Below are 22132 nucleotides of genomic sequence, written 5' to 3' on the forward strand. Positions count from 1 at the left end.
GGAGGAAAATGTATCGCCTGGAGGAGCGAAGCGTTTGCCTTTGTACTCGTGAGTATACAACTAACTACTTCGTTCAACTCTCACGAGTACAACAGCAGCCGCTAGGCGATACTTTTCCGTAATCCCCGACTGGTAGCATGCTCCTACTAACTTCACATCTGCTTCGTCTTAAACAACCGGTTTATCGATCCGCCATTATTAATGATCCGCAAAGCATTCGCCAGCAGATCCGCCATTGGCAGAACAACAAACTTGTCCGAATGGTTCGGGTCAATCGCGATCGTATCCGTAATCACTACCTCTTTAATGAAAGGATGCGTAAGCTTCTCGAGCGCGTTTTCCGAGAACAGGCCGTGAGTGGCGCAGATAAAGGCATCGTTGGCGCCGCGCTTATTCAAGGCTTCCACAACCTTGATGATGGTGCCGCCCGTGTCAATCAAATCCTCGATGATAATCGGCGTCATGCCTTCGACCTCACCGATAATATGCGTGATTTTCGATGTATTGTGGGCAGGACGGTTCTTGATCATAATCGCGAACGGACAATCCATGTAGTTGGCAAGCTTCTCCGCCGTAGTTGCGCGTCCGGCATCCGGCGAGACGACAACAGGGTTTTTGATGTTTTTGCTCTTCAAATAATCGGTGATCAGATCAAGGGCGGTAATATGATCGACAGGAATTTCGAAAAAGCCCTGAATCGGATCGGCATGCAGGTCTACCGTAATGAGGCGGTCAGCGCCAACCGTTGTCAAGACATCGGCAACGAGCTTGGCGGAAATCGGCTCGCGCGGAGCGGATTTCCGTTCCTGACGGGCATAACCGTAATAAGGCATAATGATATTGATTGTTTTTGCGGAAGCCCGTTTGGCCGCATCAATCATAATCATAAGTTCAACAAGATGCTCATTCACCGGATGAGACAGTGATTGAATGATATAAACATGGGCCGAGCGAATCGACTCTATGTAACGCAGGCTGATTTCCCCGCTGGCCAGCCTGGAGATCTCAATGTCTCCAAGAGGAACGTTAAGTTTTCGGCATAGCTCTTCCGCGAGCGGGCGGTTCGAGGAGCCGGAAAAGATTTTTACATTTTGCATCCGCTTGTCTCCTTACGTTCGATATACAGATAGTCCCATTATAGCCTTTCCCCAAACAAATTCAAAATTCCCGTAGGCCCAAAAAAGAAAAGCGGCCTTGAAAAGTCCGCTTAGGACCTCTCAAGACCACCTGTTCTACGCTTATTTCGCTACGATATCCTGAATTGCTTTTTCCAGCTTGTCGAAGAGCTGGTCTTTATTAATCGATCCGCCTTGGTACTCTTGCATGGCAGCGCCCCAGCCTTGCGGTACGCCGTCCGGGTAACGACCCCAATGCCAGCCGCCGGCAGTTGCCGCTTGCTCGGATACAGCAACGCCCATTTGACCGATTTCATCCGCTGTAGGTTTGATGGAAGTCAGAGCAGGGATAAATTTGAATTCTTTTGTCAGATACGATTTGCCTGTGTCCGAAGTAACCATCCAGTCCAGGAACTTTTTCGCTTCTTCAGCGTTTTTGGATTTACTGTTTACGATCCAGAAGTTTGCAGGGCCCGTGTAGATATGAGCATTGCCGCTGTCGTCAATCGGAATAGGGAGCAGGCCAACGTTCAGCTTCGCTACTTTGTCCACGTCGCCTTGGATCCAGTTACCTTGTTGAATCATTGCTGCTTTGCCGGATGCGAAGTTCGCAACTTGCGTCGCATAGTCGGTTGTCAGCTTGTCTTTTTGGCTGTATTTGAACACTACGTCAACGTAGTTAATCCATTTCTTGAATACATCATTGTCTTTGAAGTTTGCGCTGCCGTCTTTTGTTCCGTTGATGAAGGCGATTGGATCCGGCTGTTCGGCAAGACCAACGTTGATCGTGTGGTGACCAATCGACCACCATTCGTTTGTCGTCGAGAACGGCGTAATGCCTGCTGCTTGCAGTTTTTTCGCTGCGTCCTCAAGCTCAGTCAATGTCTTAGGAAGGGTAGTGATGCCGGCTTTTTCAAACAAGTCTTTGTTATAGAAAATGCCGTAGCCCTCGATGTTCATCGGCATGCCGAGCAGTTTGCCGTCTACTTGAGCAGGTCCTGCAGCAGCAGGGATGACGTCTTTCGCCCAAGGCTCGCCGGACAAGTCCGTCGCACGGTCATAGTAAGCTTCAAGCGCTGCATAACCTTCGGAGTTAAAGATCTCCGGTTCGGAGCCGGAAGCGATTTCAGCCTTCAGCAGGGCATTGTAGTCTTCGCCGCCGCCATGCGTTTCGACTTCGACTTTTACGCCGGTTTCTTTCTCATATTCTTCAGCCATACGGTTAAGCGCGTCGGCAATTTCCACTTTGAATTGGAATACTTTGATTTTTACGTCTTTCTTTGGAGCCGTAGAAGCTTCCGTTGTTGCGTTGGCGGATTCAGAAGGCTTGTTGCTTGCTTCGGAGCCCGAGTTACTACCGTTGTTGCTGTTATTGCCGCAGCCGGCTGCCGTTAAAATCAGGATCGCTGCAGCGAGAAGAATAGAAAACTTTTTCATTTTGTTAACCTCCCCATTTTTGTCAAAAGGTTGTTCTCTTTACAAGTTTGATTATATGGAAGCTTAAAGCCAAGAAACACAGACGTTTTTGTCGTGAAAAGTGCAAAATATTGATATTACCACAATAGAATTTATACGTTTCGGAGAACTCGAAACATAAATTCTTTTTGGCGATAAAACCTACCTCTAAACGCGGTCGTTCATCTTAGAGAAGCCTCGATAGAGGTTTTCTCACCCTTTAAGCGATCCCGAAGAGATTCCCTCGATAATATGCTTTTGCAGCATCAGGAACATAACGATGATCGGCATAATCCCCATCGTCAAGCCGGCAAGGGCCAGATCCCATTGCTTCGTATATTGCCCGAAGAAGCGGGTGATCGCAAGCGGAATGGTTGTCAAATCCTTGTTCGAACCGATGATCAGCACCGGCAGCAGGTAGTCGTTCCAGATCCACAGGCCGTTAAGGATAATAACCGTTACGATAATCGGGCGAAGCAGCGGGAACACGATCCGCCAGAACACGCCATACGGCGAGCAGCCGTCTACTACGGCCGCTTCTTCGATCTCTAGCGGGACGCTTTTGATAAAGCCGTGGAACAAGAAGACCGAAAGCGATAAGCCAAAGCCGAGATAACAGACGACAATGCCGAACATATTGGCCCTAAGCTCCAGGAAGCTTGTTACGCGTACCAGCTGCAGCATAACCGACTGGAACGGAATGATCATGGCCGAGATAAATGCCGTGAACAGGATTTTGTTAAAGACGGTTGGCTTGCGGACAAGCCGGTAGCCCGTCATCGCGCTGATAATAACAATCCCCGTAACGCTGATGCCGGTAATCAAGACCGAGTTCAGCAAAGCTTTCGGGAATTTAATAATATCCCATACCTTCGAGTAATTCGTGAACAGGTACTTGTCCGGGAGAGAAGCGGCATCCACCATAATCTCGCCAAGTCCTTTTACCGAATTGACAAGGACGAAGTAAAAAGGAGCAATGAAAAGCAGAGCGAGTAGGATCGCTGCAGCTGCTACGGCCCAAAGCCGGGAACGGGAAGCTGTCATTTACGCTTCAACCTCCTTCCGTTTGGTCAGCCACACTTGCGTGACGGCAATGATGGAGACGGCAAAGAAGAACAGCATCGCTTTGGCGGTGCCCAGCCCGTAACGGTTGTTGACCAGCGCCTCCGCATAAATGTTATAAGCAAGCGATTGGGTGGAAGTACCCGGACCGCCTTTTGTCAGGGAAAGGTTCAGGTCGAACATTTTAAACGCGCCGGATGTCGTCAAGAACAAGCAGACCGTAATGGCCGGCATAACAAGCGGCATGATCACTTTGCGGACGGTTTGGAAATAGGTCGCTCCGTCAATCGTCGCGGCTTCCATCAAGTCTTTCGGTACGCCAACGATCGCCGCGATATAAATAACCATCATGTAGCCGGTTGTCTGCCAGACGAAGACGATAACGAGTCCCCAGAAGCCTGTCTCCGGCGTGCCGAGCCACGGAAGCTCGAAGAAGTGCCAGCCCGTCATTTCGCCGATGGTTTTGAACCCTTTGGTAAAAATAAACTGCCAGATGTAACCGAGCAGAATACCGCCAATCATGTTAGGCAGGAAGAAAATGGTGCGAAGCGTATTGCGTCCCCGCATCGGGCGGGTCAGCAGGAGCCCCAGGATAAGAGCCAGAATATTGGTCACGACTACGGTCACGACGGTAAACTTCAGCGTAAATTTAAAGGATGCCCAGAACTTATCATCGTTCGTAAAGATGCGGTGGAGATTATCCATGCCGATCCATTTGGCTTTGTCGAGATCTAGGCCATTCCACTCCGTGAAGGAGAAGTAGAAGCCAAGCAGGAACGGAATAAGCACGATAATCGTGAAGACGATCATGCCCGGTCCGACAAATACAAGCTGCTGTATCCATTCGTTTGATCTTTTTCGTAAGTTCAATTGGAGTCCCCCTTCGTAATGCGGCTTTAAGTATCGGTGCATAGCTAGACTATAAACAGTTATTGAAATTTGAACCACCGATAGATATGATGGGTTAGGTGTAATATATTGACCTTGGGGGTTAGGACGTCATGTTTGCGTTCGCAACGAGTATTAACCGGAAGCTGATGGCGCTCTTGCTTGCCGTCACGATTATTCCGATTACGGTGTCGATGATTATCTCGAACTATTACATCAAGGATAAGGTGACGCAGCAGTCGATTCACGAGAATCAGAACCTGCTGGCGCTTGGCAAAAACAACATCTTGGGCTATATGGATAAGATCAACGAGAACTCGCTTGACGTGTATCTGAACATCAATAAGTCCAATTCGCTGTATGCCCTGATCGAGCGGGGGCAGTCGCCAAGCGTAAACGTACCGATGTTCGACGAGAAAAATAATTTGCAGATTTACGCCCATATGCTGAACATTTATCAGTCTACGAACGGGATCCATCAAATCCAGCTGCAGATCGGGGACGGCAAGCTGACGTATCTGATGGCCCGCGGATTTTTCCGGAGAGGGATCAACCAGCCGCTGGAATGGCCAGCGGAGCATGGCTCGAGCCCGAAGCCGTTTGTGGAGGCTACGCATACAAGCGCGCATTATAATTTGGATTGGAGTCATGCCGTCAAAGAGGAAAGCGTTTTCACTTTGCGCCGGCCGATTATACGGACGCCAAGCGACGAAGTGATCGGTTATTTGTCGATGGACGTTAAGTCGGATGAGTTGAACCAAATCTGCCGGCAGCTGACGATGTCGTCCGAGGAGCAGCTGTATATTATCGACCGGAGCCGCAATTTCGTGTGCTCGGTGAACGGGCAGGAAGACCAAGACCAGCTGAAATGGACGAATCAGGTTCTTGCTTCCAAGCAGGAAAATGGCGTGATCAAATGGCAGGACCAGTCTTTTTCCGGCATCGTCATTTATGATACACTCCGTACCAATTACATGGATTGGGTTGTGGTGAAGCAGCTTCCGTACTCTTATTTGTACGAGAGCGCAACGGCGATTCGGACGATTAATACGTCGGTAATCGCGATCTTTATGTTGCTCGCGGTTATCGCAAGCTTCCTCGTCAGTTACCAGTTCACGAAGCCGATCAAGCGGCTTATCGGGCATATCAATCAGGTGCAGTCCGGGAATTTCAACGTCGTGGTACCGGTTGACCGGAAGGACGAGATCGGCATATTGGCAAGGCGTTTCAACACGATGATTCAGACGATCCGGGATTTGATCAATAGCGAATACCGGCTCGAAATTGCCAATAAGACGAACCAGCTGAGAGCGATGCAGGCGCAGATCAACCCGCATTTTCTGTACAATGCCCTGCAGTCCATCGGGACGCTGGCACTTCATGCCGGGGCGCCAAAGGTATACACGCTTATCACTTCCATTGCCAAAATGATGAGGTATAACATGAACACCAGCGAGTCTATTGTTCCTTTCTCGATGGAGCTGAATCATGCGAAGGCGTACCTTGAGCTGCAGCAGCAAAGGTTCAACGAACAGCTGACCGTGCATTACGAGATCGATCCGGCCTCTCTTTCGGTACAGGTGCCCAAAATGCTGCTGCAGCCGCTTGTCGAGAACTATTTCAAGCATGGCTATGAAACCTCGGGGCGCAGCGGCGTTCTTCGGTTGTTCTCGGAAGTTACCGACGACGGAAGCTGGCTGACGATCCGGATTGAGGACAACGGAAGCGGGATGGATCCGGATAAGCTCCGGGAGCTGAGACAGCTGTTATTCCGTTCCACCGGAGCGCTGCTCGAGGAGCAGAAGAGCATCGGCATCAGCAATGTATGGATGAGGCTGAAGCTATATTACAACGAGGAAGCGGAAATGAGCATTGACTCTTCGCCGTCGGGCGGATTTACCGTAACCTTGCGAATACCTGTGCAAGAGCTGGAGGAACGATCATGAAAATACTCATTGTAGACGATGAACAGCATGTGCGCGAAGCGGTTAAGCTGCTGATTGATTGGGAGCAGCTCGGAATCAAAGAAATTTATGAAGCCGATAACGGCGATTCTGCCATTGAAATGCTGGGGAACATGCAGCCGGAAATTGTCATTACCGATATGCGCATGCCTAACCGGGATGGGGTAGAGCTGCTGGCCTGGATGAAAGAGCAGGGGCGAAAAAGCAAAACGATCGTCATCAGCGGATACGACGATTTCCATCTGGTGCGCAGCTCCATGAAATACGGCGGCCAGGATTATTTGCTGAAGCCGATTGACCCGGAGCAGCTGACGGAGGCGCTTCAGAAAGCCAAGCAAAGCTGGGAGCAGGAGGATCAGGCGCGCAGGCTTGATCAGCAGCGCAGCATCGAGATCAACCAGATTAAGCCGGTGTACCGGGATAAGCTGTTCTCGACGATGATCAGCGAAGCCGGGGCTGGCGGACAAGTGGGGGTTCCGGCCGTGCTTAAGGAGGAATTTCAGCTTGACCGTGCGACGGAGTGTCAGGTCATCATTCTTAGCACGGGAATGCTGGAGCCTCAAATCTCCCGCAAATTTGACGGCAACCGCGATTTGCTCACTTTTTGCCTGATCAATGTGTGCAACGAAATACTAAAGCCGAAAAATAGCGGCTTTGCGTTCCGTTATTGGAACAGCGAGCATGAAATTATTATTTTGATGTGGGACCGGCTGGCGGAATGGGAGGGGCTGCTTGCGCAAATCACGGAAGGAATCGTCAAGTCGATTCATGGACGGTTCCATTACGGGGTAGGGCATAAGCAGGCTTTTCCAATGGGGTTATCGTTATCGTACCAGGAGGCAAGAGCCGCGCTGAAGCAGCGGAATCTGCTCAAGGACAACAGCTACATTCATTGCAGCAAGCAAGGTGTTAAAACGGGAATCCACTCCTTGAGCATTGCCGCTTATGAAGAGCGGTTCCGTCTCGCGGTATGGGGCGGCAAGGAGAAGGATATCGAAACGGCCGTCGACAGCTTCCTGGAGAATGCGCGGCTGCTGCCGGTTATTACTCAAGAGCAGATTGAGCTGTGGCGCTTCGAATACGAATCCATGCTGAGCCGCTGGCGGCAGGAGCTTGCGGCCAAGCAGGACATTCAGGCAGCCGCGGAACCATCCCCTGGTCTGCCGTTGTATATCTTGCTGGATGAGCAGGGCAGATTGTCCCTGGAGCTATGCAGGCGCGAGCTGCTGAACGGGCTTACCGCGTTTGCGGCATTAACGGGGGCCGGCGGCAATAAAGAGCATAGCATTATGCGGGACATCGCCAGGTACATGGAGCAGAATTATAACCGCGAGGTTACGCTGCAGGATATCTCCGAAAGATTCTACCTGAGCAGAGAATATATTTCCCGCCGCTTCAAGCAGGAGATGGGGGAGAATGTCTTTGATTACCTTGGCCGTATCCGTGTCGAGAAAGCGAAGCTTTTGCTGCAAAATCCCAACCTGAAGATCGCCCAGATCGCCGAGATGGTCGGTTATGACGACGATAAATATTTCAGCAAGGTGTTTAAGAAGTTTGAGGGGCAGTCGCCTAACCAGTACAGGAAATTGTGATGCGCATGGTCAAATTACGATGAAATGGTACGGTAAAACTGCGCAGTCGAATGTTCTTCCAATCGCTGTTGTTCCCGGATTCCTTGAATTTAAATTGTAATGGTGGGAATCCGGGAACAAAGGCGAACGCTCCGCTTTTCCAGAATCATTCGAGCAGCTTCGTTATACCAACCATTTTGAAATTTGAAAAAGCGCTCACAAAAGAAAAAAATAAAAAGAAAGAAGGAGCTGGCCATTGCGGCAGCTCCTTTGTTTTGTTAGTTAGTTTTTGCGGGTGAGCAGGATTGGTTGGTTATTCGATCATGTTTTTGGTGGCTTGGTACATGTTCTCGGCGTATTTGTCGATATCGTCGCGGGACATACGGAGACGGTCTACCGAGGTGCCGTAGCCGATCTCGGATTTGCCTTCCTGGAGTCCTTGGAAGATGCCGTCGGCAAAGGCATCGAGAGGTTCGCCGTGAAAATGGAGACCCGCGCCGCCCAGATCGGTATTAACGGCCGGAGGGGCAACCTCGATGACCTCTACGGAAGTCGCCGAGAGCTGATGTCTCAAGCTGATCGTAAAGGAATGAAGTGCAGCCTTCGTAGCAGAATAGATCGGTGCAATGGCGAATGGCGTAAAGGCCAGACCGGATGTCACATTGATAATGGCCGCGTTCTCTTTTTCCGCAAAAAACGGAGCAAACAGCATCGCAAGATGGAAGGGCGCTTCAATGTTTGTTGTCAATTCTTTATTGAAATACGCCCAATCGTTCTTTACATCCGCTTTTAATACGTTGAAACGCTGCTGAATCCCCGCATTGTTAACCAATACGTTGGTCGCCGGATAATTCGTGGTCACCCAATCAAACAGGGCAATCCGCTGCGCTTCATTGCTCAAATCGCTAGCTTTGGTTATAAGGCCGGGCAGCTTGTCTTGCGCGGCTTGGAGTACTTGCTCACGCCGTCCGGTTACAATAACCGTATTTCCGGCTTTCATGAATCGTTCCGCGAATGCTAATCCAATTCCCGTGCTTCCGCCTGTGATGAGTATCGTATTTCCTGAAAGTTTCATATTAACGCCTCCTGGGTTTGTTTGATATAACGTTGTATTTTTACTTCGATTCCCTCAAGGGATTCCGTCATTAAAGCCATTTGCGCCAGCACTGTCTGCTTATGCTTGTTCAGCATGTCAAGACGAAGACTCACCGTGCTTGCGCCTTCAATGACCCAATCGATATATTGCTTGATATCATGGATAGGCATATTTGTGTTTTTTAGACACATGACCGTTCCGAGCAAGGTCATTTGATTTTCCGAAAATAACCTTCTGCCGGCATGATCACGCTCAATTAGCGGGAGCAGCCCTTTTTTCTCATAATAACGAATCGTTGATTCCGGTATATCTAATTTGGCAGCAGCTTCACCAATGGAATAATAGTTCATTTGGAGTCCTCCAATTTGTTGTCGACGGGAATATCATACGACTTAAACCTTGGTTTAAGTCAAGCGAATAAAAAAAGAATTTATTGTGCCTTTTCAAAGGCATGGTAAAATACTCCATACGGCTTATTTCTACATGGAGGTGTATTGAAATGACTAATAGCATCTCACTGAGACAGCTATCCAGCCTGGACGAGGCCGAGACGTTGAATAAGGAATTTGCCGCGCATTTTCCGTGGTATCGGCAAGGCGATTATTATATCAGATGCTTGGAAGAGAACCTTGCAGGGAAACGAATAACGTTGATGGCCTTTTGCGGGGAGAAGCTGGCGGGTTGCTGTCATCTGATTTACGAGTCCAAATACCCGTATTTTGCCGAACGGAAGATACCGGAAGTAAACGATTTAAACGTATTTCAAGAGTACAGGAAAAAGGGGATCGCCAGCATGCTGCTGGACGAGCTCGAGCGCAAAACATCGGAATCGTTCAAATATATTGGACTTGGCGTCGGATTATATAAGGATTACGGTAATGCCCAACGATTGTACGGTAAACGGGGATACGTCATGGACGGCAACGGGCTGACCTACCATAATGTCGAGGTTAAACCCGGCACGGACGTGTTTGTGGATGATGAGCTGTTGATCTATATGGTGAAAGAGCTATCCTCGAGGAGTTAATCAAGCATTAGACAAAAAAAGCGCCGCTGGAATCATCCTGCGGCGCTCGTTATTAATGCGGTTTACACTCTTCCGAGCAATGACGATTATGCTCCCCTTCGCATTCCTCGCAGCAGATATGACGCTTGTCGCAGGTCACATTCGCGCAATTGACGTAGCGGTCTTCCGGTTTGCCGCAATGATGGCATTTGCCGATGACGACATCTTCTTCCGTCCGGTTGATCGGCACGGAAATCCGGTCATCGAATACGTAGCATTTGCCATCCCATAAGCGGCCTTTTACTTCCTCATCCTTGCCGTAAGTGACGATACCGCCCTCCAGCTGGGCTACGTCCGTAAAGCCTTCCTCCATAAGAACGCCAGTCAGCGTCTCGCAGCGGATACCGCCGGTGCAGTACGTAAGAATGGGCTTATTCTTCGCGTCCTCCGGCAGGTTCTTGCGAATCCATTCCGGGAACTCGCGGAACGACTCTACCGTAGGACGGATTGCGCCGCGGAAGTGTCCGATATCGTATTCGTAATCGTTCCGTCCGTCGATGATAATGACATCATCCTGCTGAAGCTGCTCGTAAAATTCCTTCGGAGACAGCCGTTTGCCCGTCAGAACATTCGGATCCATCTTTTTCTTGTAGCGCAAAGTAACAAGCTCGTTCTTATGGCGGACGAACAGCTTTTTGAACACATGTCCTTCGGACTCGTCAATCTTGTAGGTGATATCCTTAAATAAAGGATGCTCGTTCATATACGCCATATAAGCATCGGTCTGCTGGGTGGTGCCGGAGCAAGTGCCGTTAATGCCTTGATCGGAAATGAGAATACGGCCTTTGACGCCAAGATCTTTGCAGAAGCGAAGATGCTCGGCCGTTACCTGCTCGGGATTCTCGATATGCACGTATTTATAATAAAGCAGAATGCGGTAAGGTTTATTTTCGGTCATTGGGTTACTCTCCAAAAAACTGTTTGATTTCCTCTTGCACGGCTTCTTCCACCTGCTTGAGGCATTCTTCCTTGGTGCCCGCGTAAATCCGGTTCTCATTCACCATCGCATAAGGCCTTGCGCGGCACAGATTGCACATATTGAGGCAATCCGTGCGCATGACCGCCGCTTCCGGAAATTTCTCCTCAAGCTCCTCAAGAGGCAGCAGTGCCATTTCGTTGCGGGTACATACCTCAACAACAACTAACCCTAGTCCCATAATTAATCACCGACCAGAAAGAACTTTCAATTTGCGTGCTTCGTCATTCACTTTGCATTCCGGCGCGCAGTAGCTTTCATGCTCCGCTTCACACTCTGGGCAGCAAATATGCTTGCGATGGCAGAGGTCGTCCGCACAGTTGATGTAGCGGTCTTCCGGCTTGCCGCAGTGGTAGCATTTACCGACGATAATATCTTCGTCCGTCCGGTTGATTGGCACGGAGATACGCTCATCAAATACATAACATTTGCCATCCCACAGATGACCCTTTACCTCTTCGTCCTTGCCGTAAGTTACGATTCCGCCTTCCAGCTGATTAACATCCGAGAAGCCTTCCTCAAGAAGAACGCCGGTCAGCGTCTCGCAGCGGATACCGCCCGTGCAATACGTAAGAATTTTTTTGTTCTTCGCGTCTTCCGGCAGATTCTTGCGGATCCATTCCGGGAATTCGCGGAAGGATTCGACCGTTGGACGGATCGCGCCGCGGAAGTGTCCGATATCATATTCATAATCGTTGCGTCCGTCGATAATAATAACGTCATCTTGCTGAAGCTGCTCGTGAAACTCTTTCGGCGACAAATGCTTGCCCGTGCGGACGTTTGGATCCAGCTTTTTGTCGTAACGAAGGGTAACGAGCTCTTTCTTGTGACGGACGAAGATCTTCTTGAACACATGACCCTCGGATTCGTCAATCTTGTATACCATATCGGCGAACAGCGGGTTCTGGCGCATATGCGCGATGTAAGCATCCGTCTGTTCAATCGTGCCGGAGCAAGTGCCGTTGATGCCCTGCTCGGAGATCAGGATGCGGCCTTTAACGCCAAGATCCTTGCAGAATTGAAGATGCTCCGCCGTAAGCTCGGCAGGGTTGTCGATGTGAACATATTTATAGTACAAAAGGATACGGTAAGGTTTGTTTTCGCTCATGTCTAACGCTCCATTATATAAGATTATCATTATATGTTAAAACTCTTAAATCACTTAGTCAACAAGGATTCCAAGGCATTCTTTTGAACATTCATGGCAATTCATTGGTTCATTACCTCTTTGAGGAAAATGGACGAGCTGGTCGGCAAAGTAGCGTCTTTTCGGGTAACAACGCCGATAGCTCGGGAAGGCAAAGCCTCCGTTAATTTCACCTCGAGTAACGTTCCGTTATTCAGCTCCTGCTGGGCAAACCGGCGGGTAAGAAAAGCGGTGCCGTACCCCCTCTGCGCGAACTCGATAATCATCTCCGTGCTGGTCAGCTCAATGTCCGGTTCCTTATAGATGCCGTGACCGGCGAGCCATTGCTCGACAAAGAGCCGTGTACTGCTGCCTGCCGTAGGCAATAATAAAGGAAGCTTCAGCAGCTCGCGGACCGAGACCGCATTGTCCGCCAACTCCTTATAAGCCTCTCCGACAAGGAAACAGTCTTGAATGGACATCAGTGGCCGAATAGCCAATTCCTGATCGTCAAACGGCAAATGGACAAAGCCAAGATCGATATTCTCTTCCTTTAACTGCTTGGAGATCTCGTTTGTCTTGCTTTGCTGAAGACGAATGCGCACATTCGGATGCTCGGCATGAAACTTATCTATATAAGGAAGCAGAATATGCTTGATAATCGGGCCGCTTGCTCCGATGCGAAGATCGCCTCCATGCAAGTTGGCAAGCTCCAGCAGCTTGCGTTCCCCGCGTTCGATAAGATGGAAGGATTGCTCGATATAGTCTAGCAGCGCTTTGCCTTCAATGGTAAGCTTTACGCCTTTCGAGCCGCGGTCGAACAATTTCACGCCAAAGGAATCCTCCAGCTGCTTGATCGCATAGCTGACCGATGGCTGGGTGACATGAAGAATTTCGGCGGCTTTCGTGAAGTTGCCCGTCCTTGCCGTGTACAAAAAAATCCGGTAGCTTTCTAAGCTATTTAATTTGTTTGGCATAAACCCTCTCTATCGCAAGGCTATTGAATTGTGATTTCATTTATTGCACATTTGAAATTATAATAAAATTAATCCATATAGTCAAAAGAGAAAGGTTGGTTTTTCATATGTCAGGAAGCAGCTTTGGCACTCATTTCAAAATGACCACGTTTGGCGAATCGCATGGCGAGGCAGTAGGCGTTATTATTGACGGCGTTACTCCGGGGGTAGAGCTTACGGAAGCGGATATTCAAGTACAGATGGACCGCCGCAAGCCGGGTCAGTCCTCGGTTACGACTCCCCGCAAAGAATATGATATTATCCGCATCCTGTCCGGTGTATTCGAAGGCAAAACAACAGGCGCTCCGCTGGCCGTTATGTTGAACAATACCGACATGAAGTCCAAGGACTACGAGGCGAACCGCAAGTTGTTCCGTCCGGGTCATGCCGATTTCACTTACGTGCAAAAATACGGCCACCGCGATCACCGCGGAAGCGGCAGGGCTTCGGGCCGGGAAACGGCGGGCCGCGTGGCTGCAGGCGCTATCGCGCGCAAGCTTCTGGAACGCCGCGGCGTATCCATCGTTGCGTACACGAAAGAAGCGGGCGGCATTAAATGCGAGACGTTCGACGAATCCGTTATCGAGAAAAATCCGATGCGCGCAGCTGATCTGAACGCCGCGGAAAGAATGGTAACGCTCGTGGAGGATCTGGCGGCTAAAGGCAACAGCTGCGGCGGCGTGGTGGAATGCATTATCCGCGGCGTGAAGCCGGGTATCGGCGAGCCGGCATTCGATAAGCTGGACGCGGAGCTTGCGAAAGCGATGCTGTCCATCGGCGCGGTTAAGGGCGTTGAGTTTGGCGCAGGATTTGCGGCAACAACCATGTTCGGCAGCGAACATAACGACGAGATGGATGCAAACGGGTTCTTGACCAATAATGCCGGCGGGATTGTTGGCGGCATCAGCACGGGGCAGGATATCATTTTCCGTATCGCGGTAAAACCAACGTCGTCGATCTCGCTTCCGCAGCAAACGGTTGACGAAGAAGGCAACGAGCATACGATCCAAACGCTGGGACGTCATGATCCGTGCATCTGCCCGCGCGTTGTGCCGGTAGTGGAAGCCATGGCTTGCATGGTGCTCGAAGACTTGTACAAACGCCATACGGCTTTGCATGATTAACATTAAATTTATTTTATCAATAAATATTACATCCCTCGTAAAAAATAAACTATAATGATGGATGTTATGGTTTATTAAGCAAGAAAGAAGGGGAATTGGACATTGGACTTGACGCCTTTTGAATTTCTGACTACACTACTGTCCATTGTATTTATTGATCTTATTCTCGCTGGCGATAATGCGATTGTGATTGGGATGGCGGCAAAACGGCTCCCGAAGGAGACGCAGAAGAAAGCCATCCTGTATGGTACCTTCGGGGCTATTCTGCTTCGGATCGTTGCAACCGTGCTGGTTGTGTATTTGCTTCAGATTCCCTGGCTGCTTGTTGCGGGAGGAGTCATTCTTCTCTGGATCGCGTACAAGCTGCTTGTGCAGGAAGAAGATCATGAGAACATTAAGGCAGGAAGTACGCTTTGGGCTTCCGTGTGGACGATTATTGTAGCGGATGCGGCAATGGGGCTGGATAACGTAATTGCCGTTGCGGGCGCCGCTCAAGGACATACGTTGTTAGTCATTATAGGTCTGATTATCAGTATTCCGATTGTGGTATGGGGAAGCACCTTGTTTATCAAGCTGCTCAGCAAATTCCCTTGGATCATCTATGCAGGCTCGGCCGTGCTGGCCTATACGGCTTCAAAGATGATTACTCATGAGCCGGCGTGGAAGGCTTGGTTCGAAGAAAATCAGGTCGTTAAGTGGCTGGTGATCGCCATTGCTGTTGTTGCGGTGCTTGGCGCAGGACTTTGGACGAACGAATGGAAGAAGAAGCATCCTCAAGCTGCACACGAATAGAAAAACCGATGTTAGAGCGGACAGGCTCTAATGTCGGTTTTTTGTTTTTCTTTCAAAAATGAATACACTGATTTTTATACCTTTATCCCTGATATTTGCATAGAGATTTCCCAGTTGTTCCCTTATAATGGGCATGGTTCGGAATTCAACAAGATAAGCATACCGTGAAATTCAGGTAACAGGTACTAGTCAACAGGATAAGAAAGGAGGAGCAGACGGATTCCCCATCTTTACCTATGATTGTTACTATGAATTGGAGGTTGAAAATGATGCAGGCCAAACGCCGCAGACATCCTTTGGCAAAACTTCTCCTTATATGCTTACTCTCTACCTTACTCGTACCGCTTCATGTTACTTCTGTACTTGCCGCAGACACGGCTGTTGTTGAGGAAGATTTCTCTGCTTATCCTATTGGCGCGCTTACAATTGGAAGCGGTAACAATTGGACGAAGGAAGGAACGGCACCGGTTGTCGAGGTTGTTAACAATCCAGATACCAATCAGCAATACGCTGCAATCAGCCATGATCTGACCGGCTCCTCTTATTTCGGTCAACGGTTTACTCCTCAGAGCGGAGGCATGATTCTGCAATTTGACCTTAATATGCCTACAAGCAAAGGCGGAACCTTCTGGGTCATGGAAGGGAAGGTCAACGCCACAAACGCAGCCGTTACCCGTATGGTGATGGATGGCGGCGTGATCAAAATGCAAAACGGACCAACCCTTGTCACGTATGACACAACGCATTGGTACCGGTTTACGTTCGTTTACAATATTCCGCAGAAAAAATATACCTTATCGATCAAAGATTTAAATACAGGCAATACGGTTAACTCCAGTGAAAACTTCTACAGCGCCAGAGAACGGATCAGCAGCTTCGGCTTCTTCACCAATGCGGGCGGAGGCCGGTACAACCTGGCGAATATGAAAGTTACGGCGCTTGATCTGGCTTTGGCCAATGTTCAGCTTAAAGCCGGCGATTATGCTCCTTCCTTTGCTTTTGACCCGACAAATAACAACTACACAATCGATGTGCCTTATTCCGCAAGCGTCCTGACCGTAACGCCAACGGCAAGTTATACGGAAGGCGTTCAAGTGAGCGTTGGTCATTCAACGGTTGAAAGCGGTTCCTCGATTGATGTGCCGATTAACGGAGCTTTATCGCCCGTGAGCATTACGGTTGCTTCCAAGCAATATACGGATGTAGCCCGTACTTACACGATTAATGTCAAAAAATTGGACAAGGCTCCCGTTGTAACGGATGTGGCCGCGGAAGGCCATGACGGCAAGGTGCTGATAGGCTGGAAGGCTCCGATTGATCCGGCTTACAAAGAGGCCAATATCTACATCGTTAATGAAGACGGTACGGAGACACTGGCCGCTACGGCGCCAAAAGGAATGTATATCGCAGCTGTTGAAGGCCTTGATAATGGTTCGGAGTATACGTTTAACGTCAAGGGTGTTTACGCGTATGAGGGAGAAGAGCTGACAGAATCAGCTCCCTTAACCGTGAAAGCCAAGCCGCAGCTGCTGCCGGCCCGGCAGATGGAGGACTTGGATCGCGGGCTTGTTGCCGTAGAGCAGGATGGACATGTCTTCCTCTCTTGGCGATTCCTTGGCACGGAACCGGATAATATCGGCTTTAACGTATACCGTGACGGGTTAAAAATAAACTCGGCACTGATTCAATCGAGTACGAACTATGTGGATGAGGATGGAAATGCGGATTCGTCTTATTCCATCCGGGCCGTTGTGAACGGTGAGGAGCAAACGCCGTCCGAAACGGTACAGCCTTGGAATACGAATTATTTGAACGTACCGCTGGATAAGCCTGCCGATGGCGTGACTAGCGCTGGCGAAGCGTACACTTACCGCGCGAATGACGCATCCGTAGGCGATCTGGACGGGGACGGTAAATACGAAATCGTATTGAAGTGGGATCCAAGCAATTCGAAGGACAACTCCCAAGCGGGTATTACCGGCAATACGTATTTGGATGCGTACAAAATGGACGGTACGCGCCTATGGAGAATCGACATGGGTCCGAATATCCGTTCAGGCGCCCATTATTTGCACCCGATGGTGTATGACCTGGATGGAGACGGCAAAGCGGAGGTGGCAGCCCGTACCGCCGACGGAACGGTAGACGGCAATGGAACCGTGATTGGCGATGCAGCTGCCGATTACCGAAATTCAAGCGGTTACGTCCTTGACGGGCCGGAGTTCTTCACGATCTTTGAAGGTGCGACAGGCAAGGCACTGGATACGGAGGACTATGATCCGCCAAGAGGCAATATCGGAGATTGGGGGGATACGTACGGCAACCGGATTGACCGTTTTGGAGCAGCGATTGCTTATTTGGACGGCGTGCATCCAAGCTTGATCCTGCAGCGCGGCTATTATACGCGGATGGTACTGGTGGCGTACAACTGGCGAGACGGGGAACTAAGCAAGCTGTGGAAGTTTGACTCTCCGAATCCGGGTTACGGACAAGGCAACCATCAGCTGAGCGTGGCGGATATCGATGCGGACGGCAAGGACGAGATCGTAACCGGCAATACGGCTATTAACGACGACGGTACTTTATTTTGGAATACGAAGCTGGGCCATGGCGACGCCATGCATCTCGGCGATCTGATTCCTTCCCATCTTGGACTAGAGCTGTGGACGGTGCAGGAGGAGACAGGCGCTCCGTATTCGGCAACGATGATTGACGCGCGGACAGGGAAGCCGTTATACGGACAGCCCCAGATTGGCGCGGATACCGGTCGTGGCTTGTCCGCGGACGTGGATCCAAGATACGAGGGGGAAGAGTCCTGGGCCATTGACGCCACGAAGTCGGCCGCAACGGAAAGTAACTCAAGCGGCTTTATGTTTAACGCGGAAGGTACCAAAATTTCTACCCAAATCCCAACCTCTAACTTTGCGATCTGGTGGGACGGCGATTTAAGCCGCGAGCTGCTTGATCATGATTGGAACGCTGCAACAGGCAATGGCGTGCCGAAGATCGACAAATGGGACTACGAGAATAGCTCGCTTGTCCGGTTAGAGACGTTTACCGGGACGTATTCCAATAACGGAACAAAAGGCAACCCGTCTCTGCAAGCCGATCTGCTTGGGGACTGGAGGGAAGAGGTGGTTGTCAGGACGGAAGACAGCAGCGCGCTTCGCATTTATACAACGACGGACGTAACGGATCAGAAGATCCGCACGCTGATGCATGATCCGGTATACCGATTAGGGGTAGCTTGGCAGAACACCGGCTATAACCAACCGCCGCATACAAGCTTTTACCTCGGTAACGGAATGGAGAAGCCGGATGCTCCGAACATTTACCTCGTCGACAACACGGCTCCAGCTACAGCCGATAATGCGCCGGCAGGTTGGGTTAATCATAACGTGACGGTAAACTTAACGGCGAATGACAGCATTTCCGGCGTTGACGCTACTTATTATACGTTGGACGGAAGAGCTGAGCAGAAGGGGACTTCCGTTCAAATAACGGAGGACGGTGTCCATACCCTTGTTTATTGGAGCGAAGATCACAAGGGGAATGCGGAAGCTCCGCATACCGTAAAGATCCAGATCGATAAGTCAGCGCCTGAGCTAAGTGTAGTACTGGATAAAACGGAGCTATGGCCGGCTAATCATAAGCTGGTTGACGTAAAAGCCGTTGTAAAAAGCACGGACCTTGTGTCAGGCGTCGATTCGGTCGTATTAACCTCCATTACAAGCAACGAGAAGCTTGCAGAAGGAGCGAATGCGGATATTCAAGGGGCTGAATTCGGTACGCTAGATCAAGCCTTTAAACTGAGGGCAGAGATGTCCGGCAGCAAGAATGGACGTACGTATACGATCAAGTACACGGCAAAAGACAAAGCGGGCAACGTAACGGAGAAGTCCGTAACGGTTATTGTGCCTCACGATCAGTCCGGCACAAAGGGATAGGAGATAAATAAAAAAAGGTGAGCCTGCGAGGGCTCACCTTTTTGTAATAAAGAATAAATTAGTTCTTAATCATTTGACGCAGAACCGTTTGCAGGATACCGCCGTTACGGTAGTAGTCAACGTCCACGAGGGAGTCGAGGCGTACGATAACTTTGAATTCGATTTGGGAACCGTCTTCTTTAGTAGCGATAACCGATACCAGGTCACCAGGCTGAACATCGTTCGTCAGACCAACGATATCGAAGGTTTCGAAGCCTGTCAGACCAAGCGCCTGCCAGCCTTGGCCAGCTTGGAATTGGAGCGGAAGAACGCCCATGCCAACCAGGTTGGAACGGTGGATACGCTCGAAGCTCTCCGTAATAACGGCTTTAACGCCGAGGAGGAACGTGCCTTTAGCTGCCCAGTCACGGGAGCTGCCTGTACCGTACTCTTTACCGCCGAGTACAACCAGGTTTGTTTTGTCCGCTTGGTATTTCATCGAAGCATCGTATACGGAAGTCACTTCGCCAGTAGGCTGGTAAGTCGAGAAGCCGCCTTCCGTGCCTGGAGCCATGTGGTTACGGATACGGATGTTCGCGAATGTACCGCGAACCATAACTTCGTGATGACCGCGGCGGGAGCCGTAGGAGTTGAAGTCTTTCTTCTCAACGCCGTTTGCGATCAGATATTTACCGCCTGGAGCATCTGGACGGATGCTGCCTGCAGGCGAGATATGGTCGGTTGTAACCGAGTCGCCGAGAGCAAGCAAAGTTTTTGCTGCTTTGATGTCTTCAACGTCGCGGATGCCGTCAGCAAGGCTGTCGAAGAACGGCGGGTTAGCGATGTAAGTGGATTTTGGATCCCACTCGTACAGTTCGCCTTCCGGTACCGGAATAGCGTTCCAACGTTCGTTTTGCGTGTATACATTTTCGTATTTCGCACGGAACATTTCCGGGGACAGCGAAGCGCTCATCGCGTCAGCGATTTCCTGGTTCGTTGGCCAGATGTCTTTCAGGAAGACAGGCTCGCCTTGCGGATCGAAGCCGATTGGCTCGCTAGCAAAGTCGATGTTAACTGTACCAGCCAGCGCGTAAGCAACAACAAGCGGCGGCGATGCCAGGTAGTTCGCTTTGATTTGCGCGTGGATACGGCCTTCAAAGTTACGGTTACCGGACAGTACGGCAGCAACAGTCATGTCGTTGTCAGCGATTGCTTGGCTTACGTCTTCGGGCAATGGACCGGAGTTACCGATACATGTTGCACAGCCGTAACCAGCAACGTGGAAGCCAAGTGCTTCGAGGGACTCGAGCAGACCAGCTTTTACGAGGTAGTCGGTAACAACCAGGGAACCTGGAGTCAGCGAGCTCTTCACGTATTCAGGCTTAACGAGACCGCGAGCGACAGCTTTCTTCGCCACAAGGCCTGCGCCTACCATTACGCTAGGGTTAGAAGTGTTCGTACAGCTTGTGATAGCGGCCAGAACGACAGCGCCAGCTTTCATTTCGCTTACTTTGCCGTTAGCGTGGTTAACGGTAACGACTTCTTCCGTTTTCTCGTCAGTCAGGCCATAACCGCCTTTGTCGACTGGCTTGCGAACGATTTCGTTCCAAGCGTCCTTCATCGAAGTCAGCTCGATACGGTCTTGCGGACGTTTAGGACCAGCAAGGGAAGGAACAACCGTGGACAGGTCGAGCTCAACCACTTCAGTGAAGACAGGGTCCGGAGTTGCGTCCGTACGGAACATGTCTTGCGCTTTGTAGTAAGCTTCAACCAGCTCGATTTGCTCTTCTGTGCGGCCAGTTTGGCGCAGGAAGTCGAGTGTAGTTGCGTCAACAGGGAAGAAGCCGATTGTTGCGCCGTACTCCGGAGCCATGTTGGCAACCGTTGCACGGTCTGGAAGGCTGATGTTGGACAAGCCGGAACCGAAGAACTCGACGAATTTGCCGACAACGCCTTTTTTACGAAGCATTTGAGTGATAGTCAGGGCAAGGTCTGTCGCCGTAGCGCCTTCTGCCAGGCTGCCAGTCAGTTTGAAGCCGATAACTTCCGGAGTTACGAAGTACAGCGGTTGGCCAAGCATACCAGCTTCAGCCTCGATACCGCCAACGCCCCAGCCAACGATACCAAGACCGTTGATCATAGTTGTATGGGAGTCCGTACCTACGAGGGAATCCGGGAATACGAATGTTTCGCCGTCAACGGTTTTTGTAGCTGCAACGGATGCCAGGTACTCGAGGTTGACTTGGTGAACGATACCCGTATCCGGCGGAACCGCACGGAAGTTATCGAATGCCGTTTGTGCCCAACGGAAGAAGCGGTAGCGCTCTGCATTCCGTTCGAACTCGATGCGTTGGTTGATTTCAAGCGCATCCGGGGAACCAAATGCGTCAACCATTACGGAGTGGTCGATTACGAGATCGACTGGTACAAGCGGGTTGATTTTTTTAGGGTCGCCGCCTGCTTTTTTAACCGTTTCGCGCATTGCCGCAAGGTCAACGACAACCGGTACGCCGGTCAAGTCCTGCAGAACGATACGGGAAGGGATGAAAGGAATTTCTTTGTCGTCGCGGTTAGCCGCCCAATCAGCGAGTTGTTTTACATGCTCTTTTGTGATAGCACGGCCGTCGAATTGACGAACAGCGCCTTCGAGCAATACTTTAATCGAAAATGGAAGTTTGGAAATGTCGCCAAGTCCTTGTTTTTCCAGACCTTGAAGGCTGTAGTAAGCATAGGATTTGCCGCCGACTTCCAAGCTCGACCGTACAGAATAGTGGTCTTGATTTGCCATGTTCGGGTATTCCTCCTTGAATGATGTTGACGATTTTGTTGTTTCATTCTGTGAAACTCTATTTCAAAAATCGTTATGTCTCTATTATAGCTCGAGTTATGAGGTTCGTAAAGCAGATTCAGACAGACAAAGGCGGAAATTCGAGGCTATATACGCAGGCAGCTGGC

At 50.2% G+C, this 22132-nt stretch carries 17 protein-coding genes; 6 read left to right on the forward strand and 11 right to left on the reverse strand.

Translation table 11 applies throughout. The features are described from left to right. Nucleotides 1–152 precede the first annotated feature (152 nt). The 4 genes from WFJ73_RS02350 to WFJ73_RS02365 all read right to left on the reverse strand — a co-directional run bounded on the left by WFJ73_RS02350 (nt 153) and on the right by WFJ73_RS02365 (nt 4502). A complete protein-coding gene (locus WFJ73_RS02350; RefSeq protein WP_336771513.1) occupies nt 153–1097 on the reverse strand; it encodes a ribose-phosphate diphosphokinase in 945 nt (314 codons plus the stop codon). A gap of 141 nt (nt 1098–1238) precedes the next feature. Continuing rightward, a complete protein-coding gene (locus tag WFJ73_RS02355) occupies nt 1239–2552 on the reverse strand; it encodes an ABC transporter substrate-binding protein (RefSeq protein WP_336771514.1) in 1314 nt (437 codons plus the stop codon). A 231-nt stretch (nt 2553–2783) separates the two neighbouring features. Further along, a complete protein-coding gene (locus tag WFJ73_RS02360; protein ID WP_336771515.1) occupies nt 2784–3614 on the reverse strand; it encodes a carbohydrate ABC transporter permease in 831 nt (276 codons plus the stop codon). After that, on the reverse strand, nt 3615–4502 hold the full coding sequence (locus WFJ73_RS02365) for a carbohydrate ABC transporter permease (protein WP_127493959.1): 888 nt from the start codon (nt 4500–4502) through the stop codon (nt 3615–3617). It lies immediately after the preceding gene. A gap of 131 nt (nt 4503–4633) precedes the next feature. Between WFJ73_RS02365 and WFJ73_RS02370 the strand changes: the two genes are divergently transcribed. Together WFJ73_RS02370 and WFJ73_RS02375 are read left to right on the forward strand one after the other, a co-directional pair. Continuing rightward, nucleotides 4634–6466 carry a cache domain-containing sensor histidine kinase gene (locus WFJ73_RS02370; protein WP_336771517.1) on the forward strand — a complete coding sequence of 611 codons (1833 nt, stop codon included), beginning with the start codon at nt 4634–4636 and terminating at the stop codon, nt 6464–6466. After that, nucleotides 6463–8076, forward strand: coding sequence for a response regulator transcription factor (locus tag WFJ73_RS02375; RefSeq protein ID WP_336771519.1), 1614 nt, complete (start codon nt 6463–6465; stop codon nt 8074–8076). Before WFJ73_RS02370 ends, WFJ73_RS02375 begins: the two co-directional genes overlap by 4 nt. A 292-nt stretch (nt 8077–8368) precedes the next feature. On the opposite strand, the gene WFJ73_RS02380 is transcribed toward WFJ73_RS02375, so the two are convergent. Both WFJ73_RS02380 and WFJ73_RS02385 read right to left on the reverse strand, forming a co-directional pair. Next, nucleotides 8369–9130: an SDR family oxidoreductase gene (locus WFJ73_RS02380; RefSeq protein ID WP_336771520.1), complete on the reverse strand. Its 762-nt coding sequence runs from the start codon at nt 9128–9130 to the stop codon at nt 8369–8371. After that, a complete protein-coding gene (locus WFJ73_RS02385; RefSeq protein WP_336771521.1) occupies nt 9127–9501 on the reverse strand; it encodes a MerR family transcriptional regulator in 375 nt (124 codons plus the stop codon). Before WFJ73_RS02385 ends, WFJ73_RS02380 begins: the two co-directional genes overlap by 4 nt. Before the next feature lie 149 nt (nt 9502–9650). Between WFJ73_RS02385 and WFJ73_RS02390 the strand changes: the two genes are divergently transcribed. Beyond that, nucleotides 9651–10178 (forward strand): GNAT family N-acetyltransferase, encoded by a 528-nt coding sequence (locus WFJ73_RS02390; protein WP_336771523.1) that lies wholly within the window; start codon nt 9651–9653, stop codon nt 10176–10178. A gap of 52 nt (nt 10179–10230) precedes the next feature. Here WFJ73_RS02390 and trhO (WFJ73_RS02395) read toward each other — a convergent pair whose 3' ends face one another. From trhO (WFJ73_RS02395) to WFJ73_RS02410, 4 genes are all read right to left on the reverse strand, one after another. Then, nucleotides 10231–11115: an oxygen-dependent tRNA uridine(34) hydroxylase TrhO gene (gene trhO, locus WFJ73_RS02395; RefSeq protein ID WP_336771525.1), complete on the reverse strand. Its 885-nt coding sequence runs from the start codon at nt 11113–11115 to the stop codon at nt 10231–10233. Nucleotides 11116–11119: 4 nt separating this feature from the next. After that, on the reverse strand, nt 11120–11374 hold the full coding sequence (locus WFJ73_RS02400; protein ID WP_015843630.1) for a DUF1450 domain-containing protein: 255 nt from the start codon (nt 11372–11374) through the stop codon (nt 11120–11122). A gap of 6 nt (nt 11375–11380) precedes the next feature. After that, entirely contained in the window at nt 11381–12301 is a 921-nt protein-coding gene (trhO, locus tag WFJ73_RS02405; RefSeq protein WP_336771530.1) for an oxygen-dependent tRNA uridine(34) hydroxylase TrhO, read from the reverse strand. A 101-nt stretch (nt 12302–12402) separates the two neighbouring features. Further along, entirely contained in the window at nt 12403–13296 is an 894-nt protein-coding gene (locus tag WFJ73_RS02410) for a LysR family transcriptional regulator (protein ID WP_336771532.1), read from the reverse strand. Nucleotides 13297–13403: 107 nt separating this feature from the next. Here WFJ73_RS02410 and aroC point away from each other — a divergent pair, with 107 nt between their 5' ends. The 3 genes from aroC (at nt 13404) to WFJ73_RS02425 (ending at nt 19198) form a co-directional block, all read left to right on the forward strand. Next, the gene (gene aroC / locus WFJ73_RS02415) at nt 13404–14459 is read left to right on the forward strand and encodes a chorismate synthase (RefSeq protein WP_336771534.1); all 1056 of its coding nucleotides are present in this window, start codon (nt 13404–13406) and stop codon (nt 14457–14459) included. A gap of 108 nt (nt 14460–14567) precedes the next feature. Continuing rightward, complete coding sequence (locus WFJ73_RS02420; RefSeq protein WP_336772117.1) at nt 14568–15251, forward strand: TerC family protein; 684 nt, start codon at nt 14568–14570, stop codon at nt 15249–15251. A gap of 266 nt (nt 15252–15517) precedes the next feature. Further along, nucleotides 15518–19198 carry a rhamnogalacturonan lyase family protein gene (locus WFJ73_RS02425; protein ID WP_336771536.1) on the forward strand — a complete coding sequence of 1227 codons (3681 nt, stop codon included), beginning with the start codon at nt 15518–15520 and terminating at the stop codon, nt 19196–19198. 58 nt (nt 19199–19256) lie between these two features. Here the strand turns inward: WFJ73_RS02425 and acnA are convergent, their stop codons facing one another. Beyond that, nucleotides 19257–21965 (reverse strand): aconitate hydratase AcnA, encoded by a 2709-nt coding sequence (acnA, locus tag WFJ73_RS02430; protein WP_336771538.1) that lies wholly within the window; start codon nt 21963–21965, stop codon nt 19257–19259. Nucleotides 21966–22132: the final 167 nt, after the last annotated feature.

The sequence above is a fragment of the Paenibacillus sp. MMO-58 genome (assembly GCF_037146255.1).
Taxonomy (GTDB): Bacteria; Bacillota; Bacilli; order Paenibacillales; family Paenibacillaceae; genus Pristimantibacillus.

Excerpts from the sequence above, each read along its gene's own strand:
- WFJ73_RS02350 (WP_336771513.1), bottom strand. The coding sequence starts at position 1,097 with ATGCAAAATGTAAAAATCTTTTCCGGCTCCTCGAACCGCCCGCTCGCG.
- WFJ73_RS02355 (WP_336771514.1), bottom strand. The coding sequence starts at position 2,552 with ATGAAAAAGTTTTCTATTCTTCTCGCTGCAGCGATCCTGATTTTAACG.
- WFJ73_RS02360 (WP_336771515.1), bottom strand. The coding sequence starts at position 3,614 with ATGACAGCTTCCCGTTCCCGGCTTTGGGCCGTAGCAGCTGCAGCGATC.
- WFJ73_RS02370 (WP_336771517.1), top strand. The coding sequence starts at position 4,634 with ATGTTTGCGTTCGCAACGAGTATTAACCGGAAGCTGATGGCGCTCTTG.
- WFJ73_RS02375 (WP_336771519.1), top strand. The coding sequence starts at position 6,463 with ATGAAAATACTCATTGTAGACGATGAACAGCATGTGCGCGAAGCGGTT.
- WFJ73_RS02380 (WP_336771520.1), bottom strand. The coding sequence starts at position 9,130 with ATGAAACTTTCAGGAAATACGATACTCATCACAGGCGGAAGCACGGGA.
- WFJ73_RS02385 (WP_336771521.1), bottom strand. The coding sequence starts at position 9,501 with ATGAACTATTATTCCATTGGTGAAGCTGCTGCCAAATTAGATATACCG.
- WFJ73_RS02390 (WP_336771523.1), top strand. The coding sequence starts at position 9,651 with ATGACTAATAGCATCTCACTGAGACAGCTATCCAGCCTGGACGAGGCC.
- trhO (WP_336771525.1), bottom strand. The coding sequence starts at position 11,115 with ATGACCGAAAATAAACCTTACCGCATTCTGCTTTATTATAAATACGTG.
- WFJ73_RS02400 (WP_015843630.1), bottom strand. The coding sequence starts at position 11,374 with ATGGGACTAGGGTTAGTTGTTGTTGAGGTATGTACCCGCAACGAAATG.
- trhO (WP_336771530.1), bottom strand. The coding sequence starts at position 12,301 with ATGAGCGAAAACAAACCTTACCGTATCCTTTTGTACTATAAATATGTT.
- WFJ73_RS02410 (WP_336771532.1), bottom strand. The coding sequence starts at position 13,296 with ATGCCAAACAAATTAAATAGCTTAGAAAGCTACCGGATTTTTTTGTAC.
- aroC (WP_336771534.1), top strand. The coding sequence starts at position 13,404 with ATGTCAGGAAGCAGCTTTGGCACTCATTTCAAAATGACCACGTTTGGC.
- WFJ73_RS02425 (WP_336771536.1), top strand. The coding sequence starts at position 15,518 with ATGATGCAGGCCAAACGCCGCAGACATCCTTTGGCAAAACTTCTCCTT.
- acnA (WP_336771538.1), bottom strand. The coding sequence starts at position 21,965 with ATGGCAAATCAAGACCACTATTCTGTACGGTCGAGCTTGGAAGTCGGC.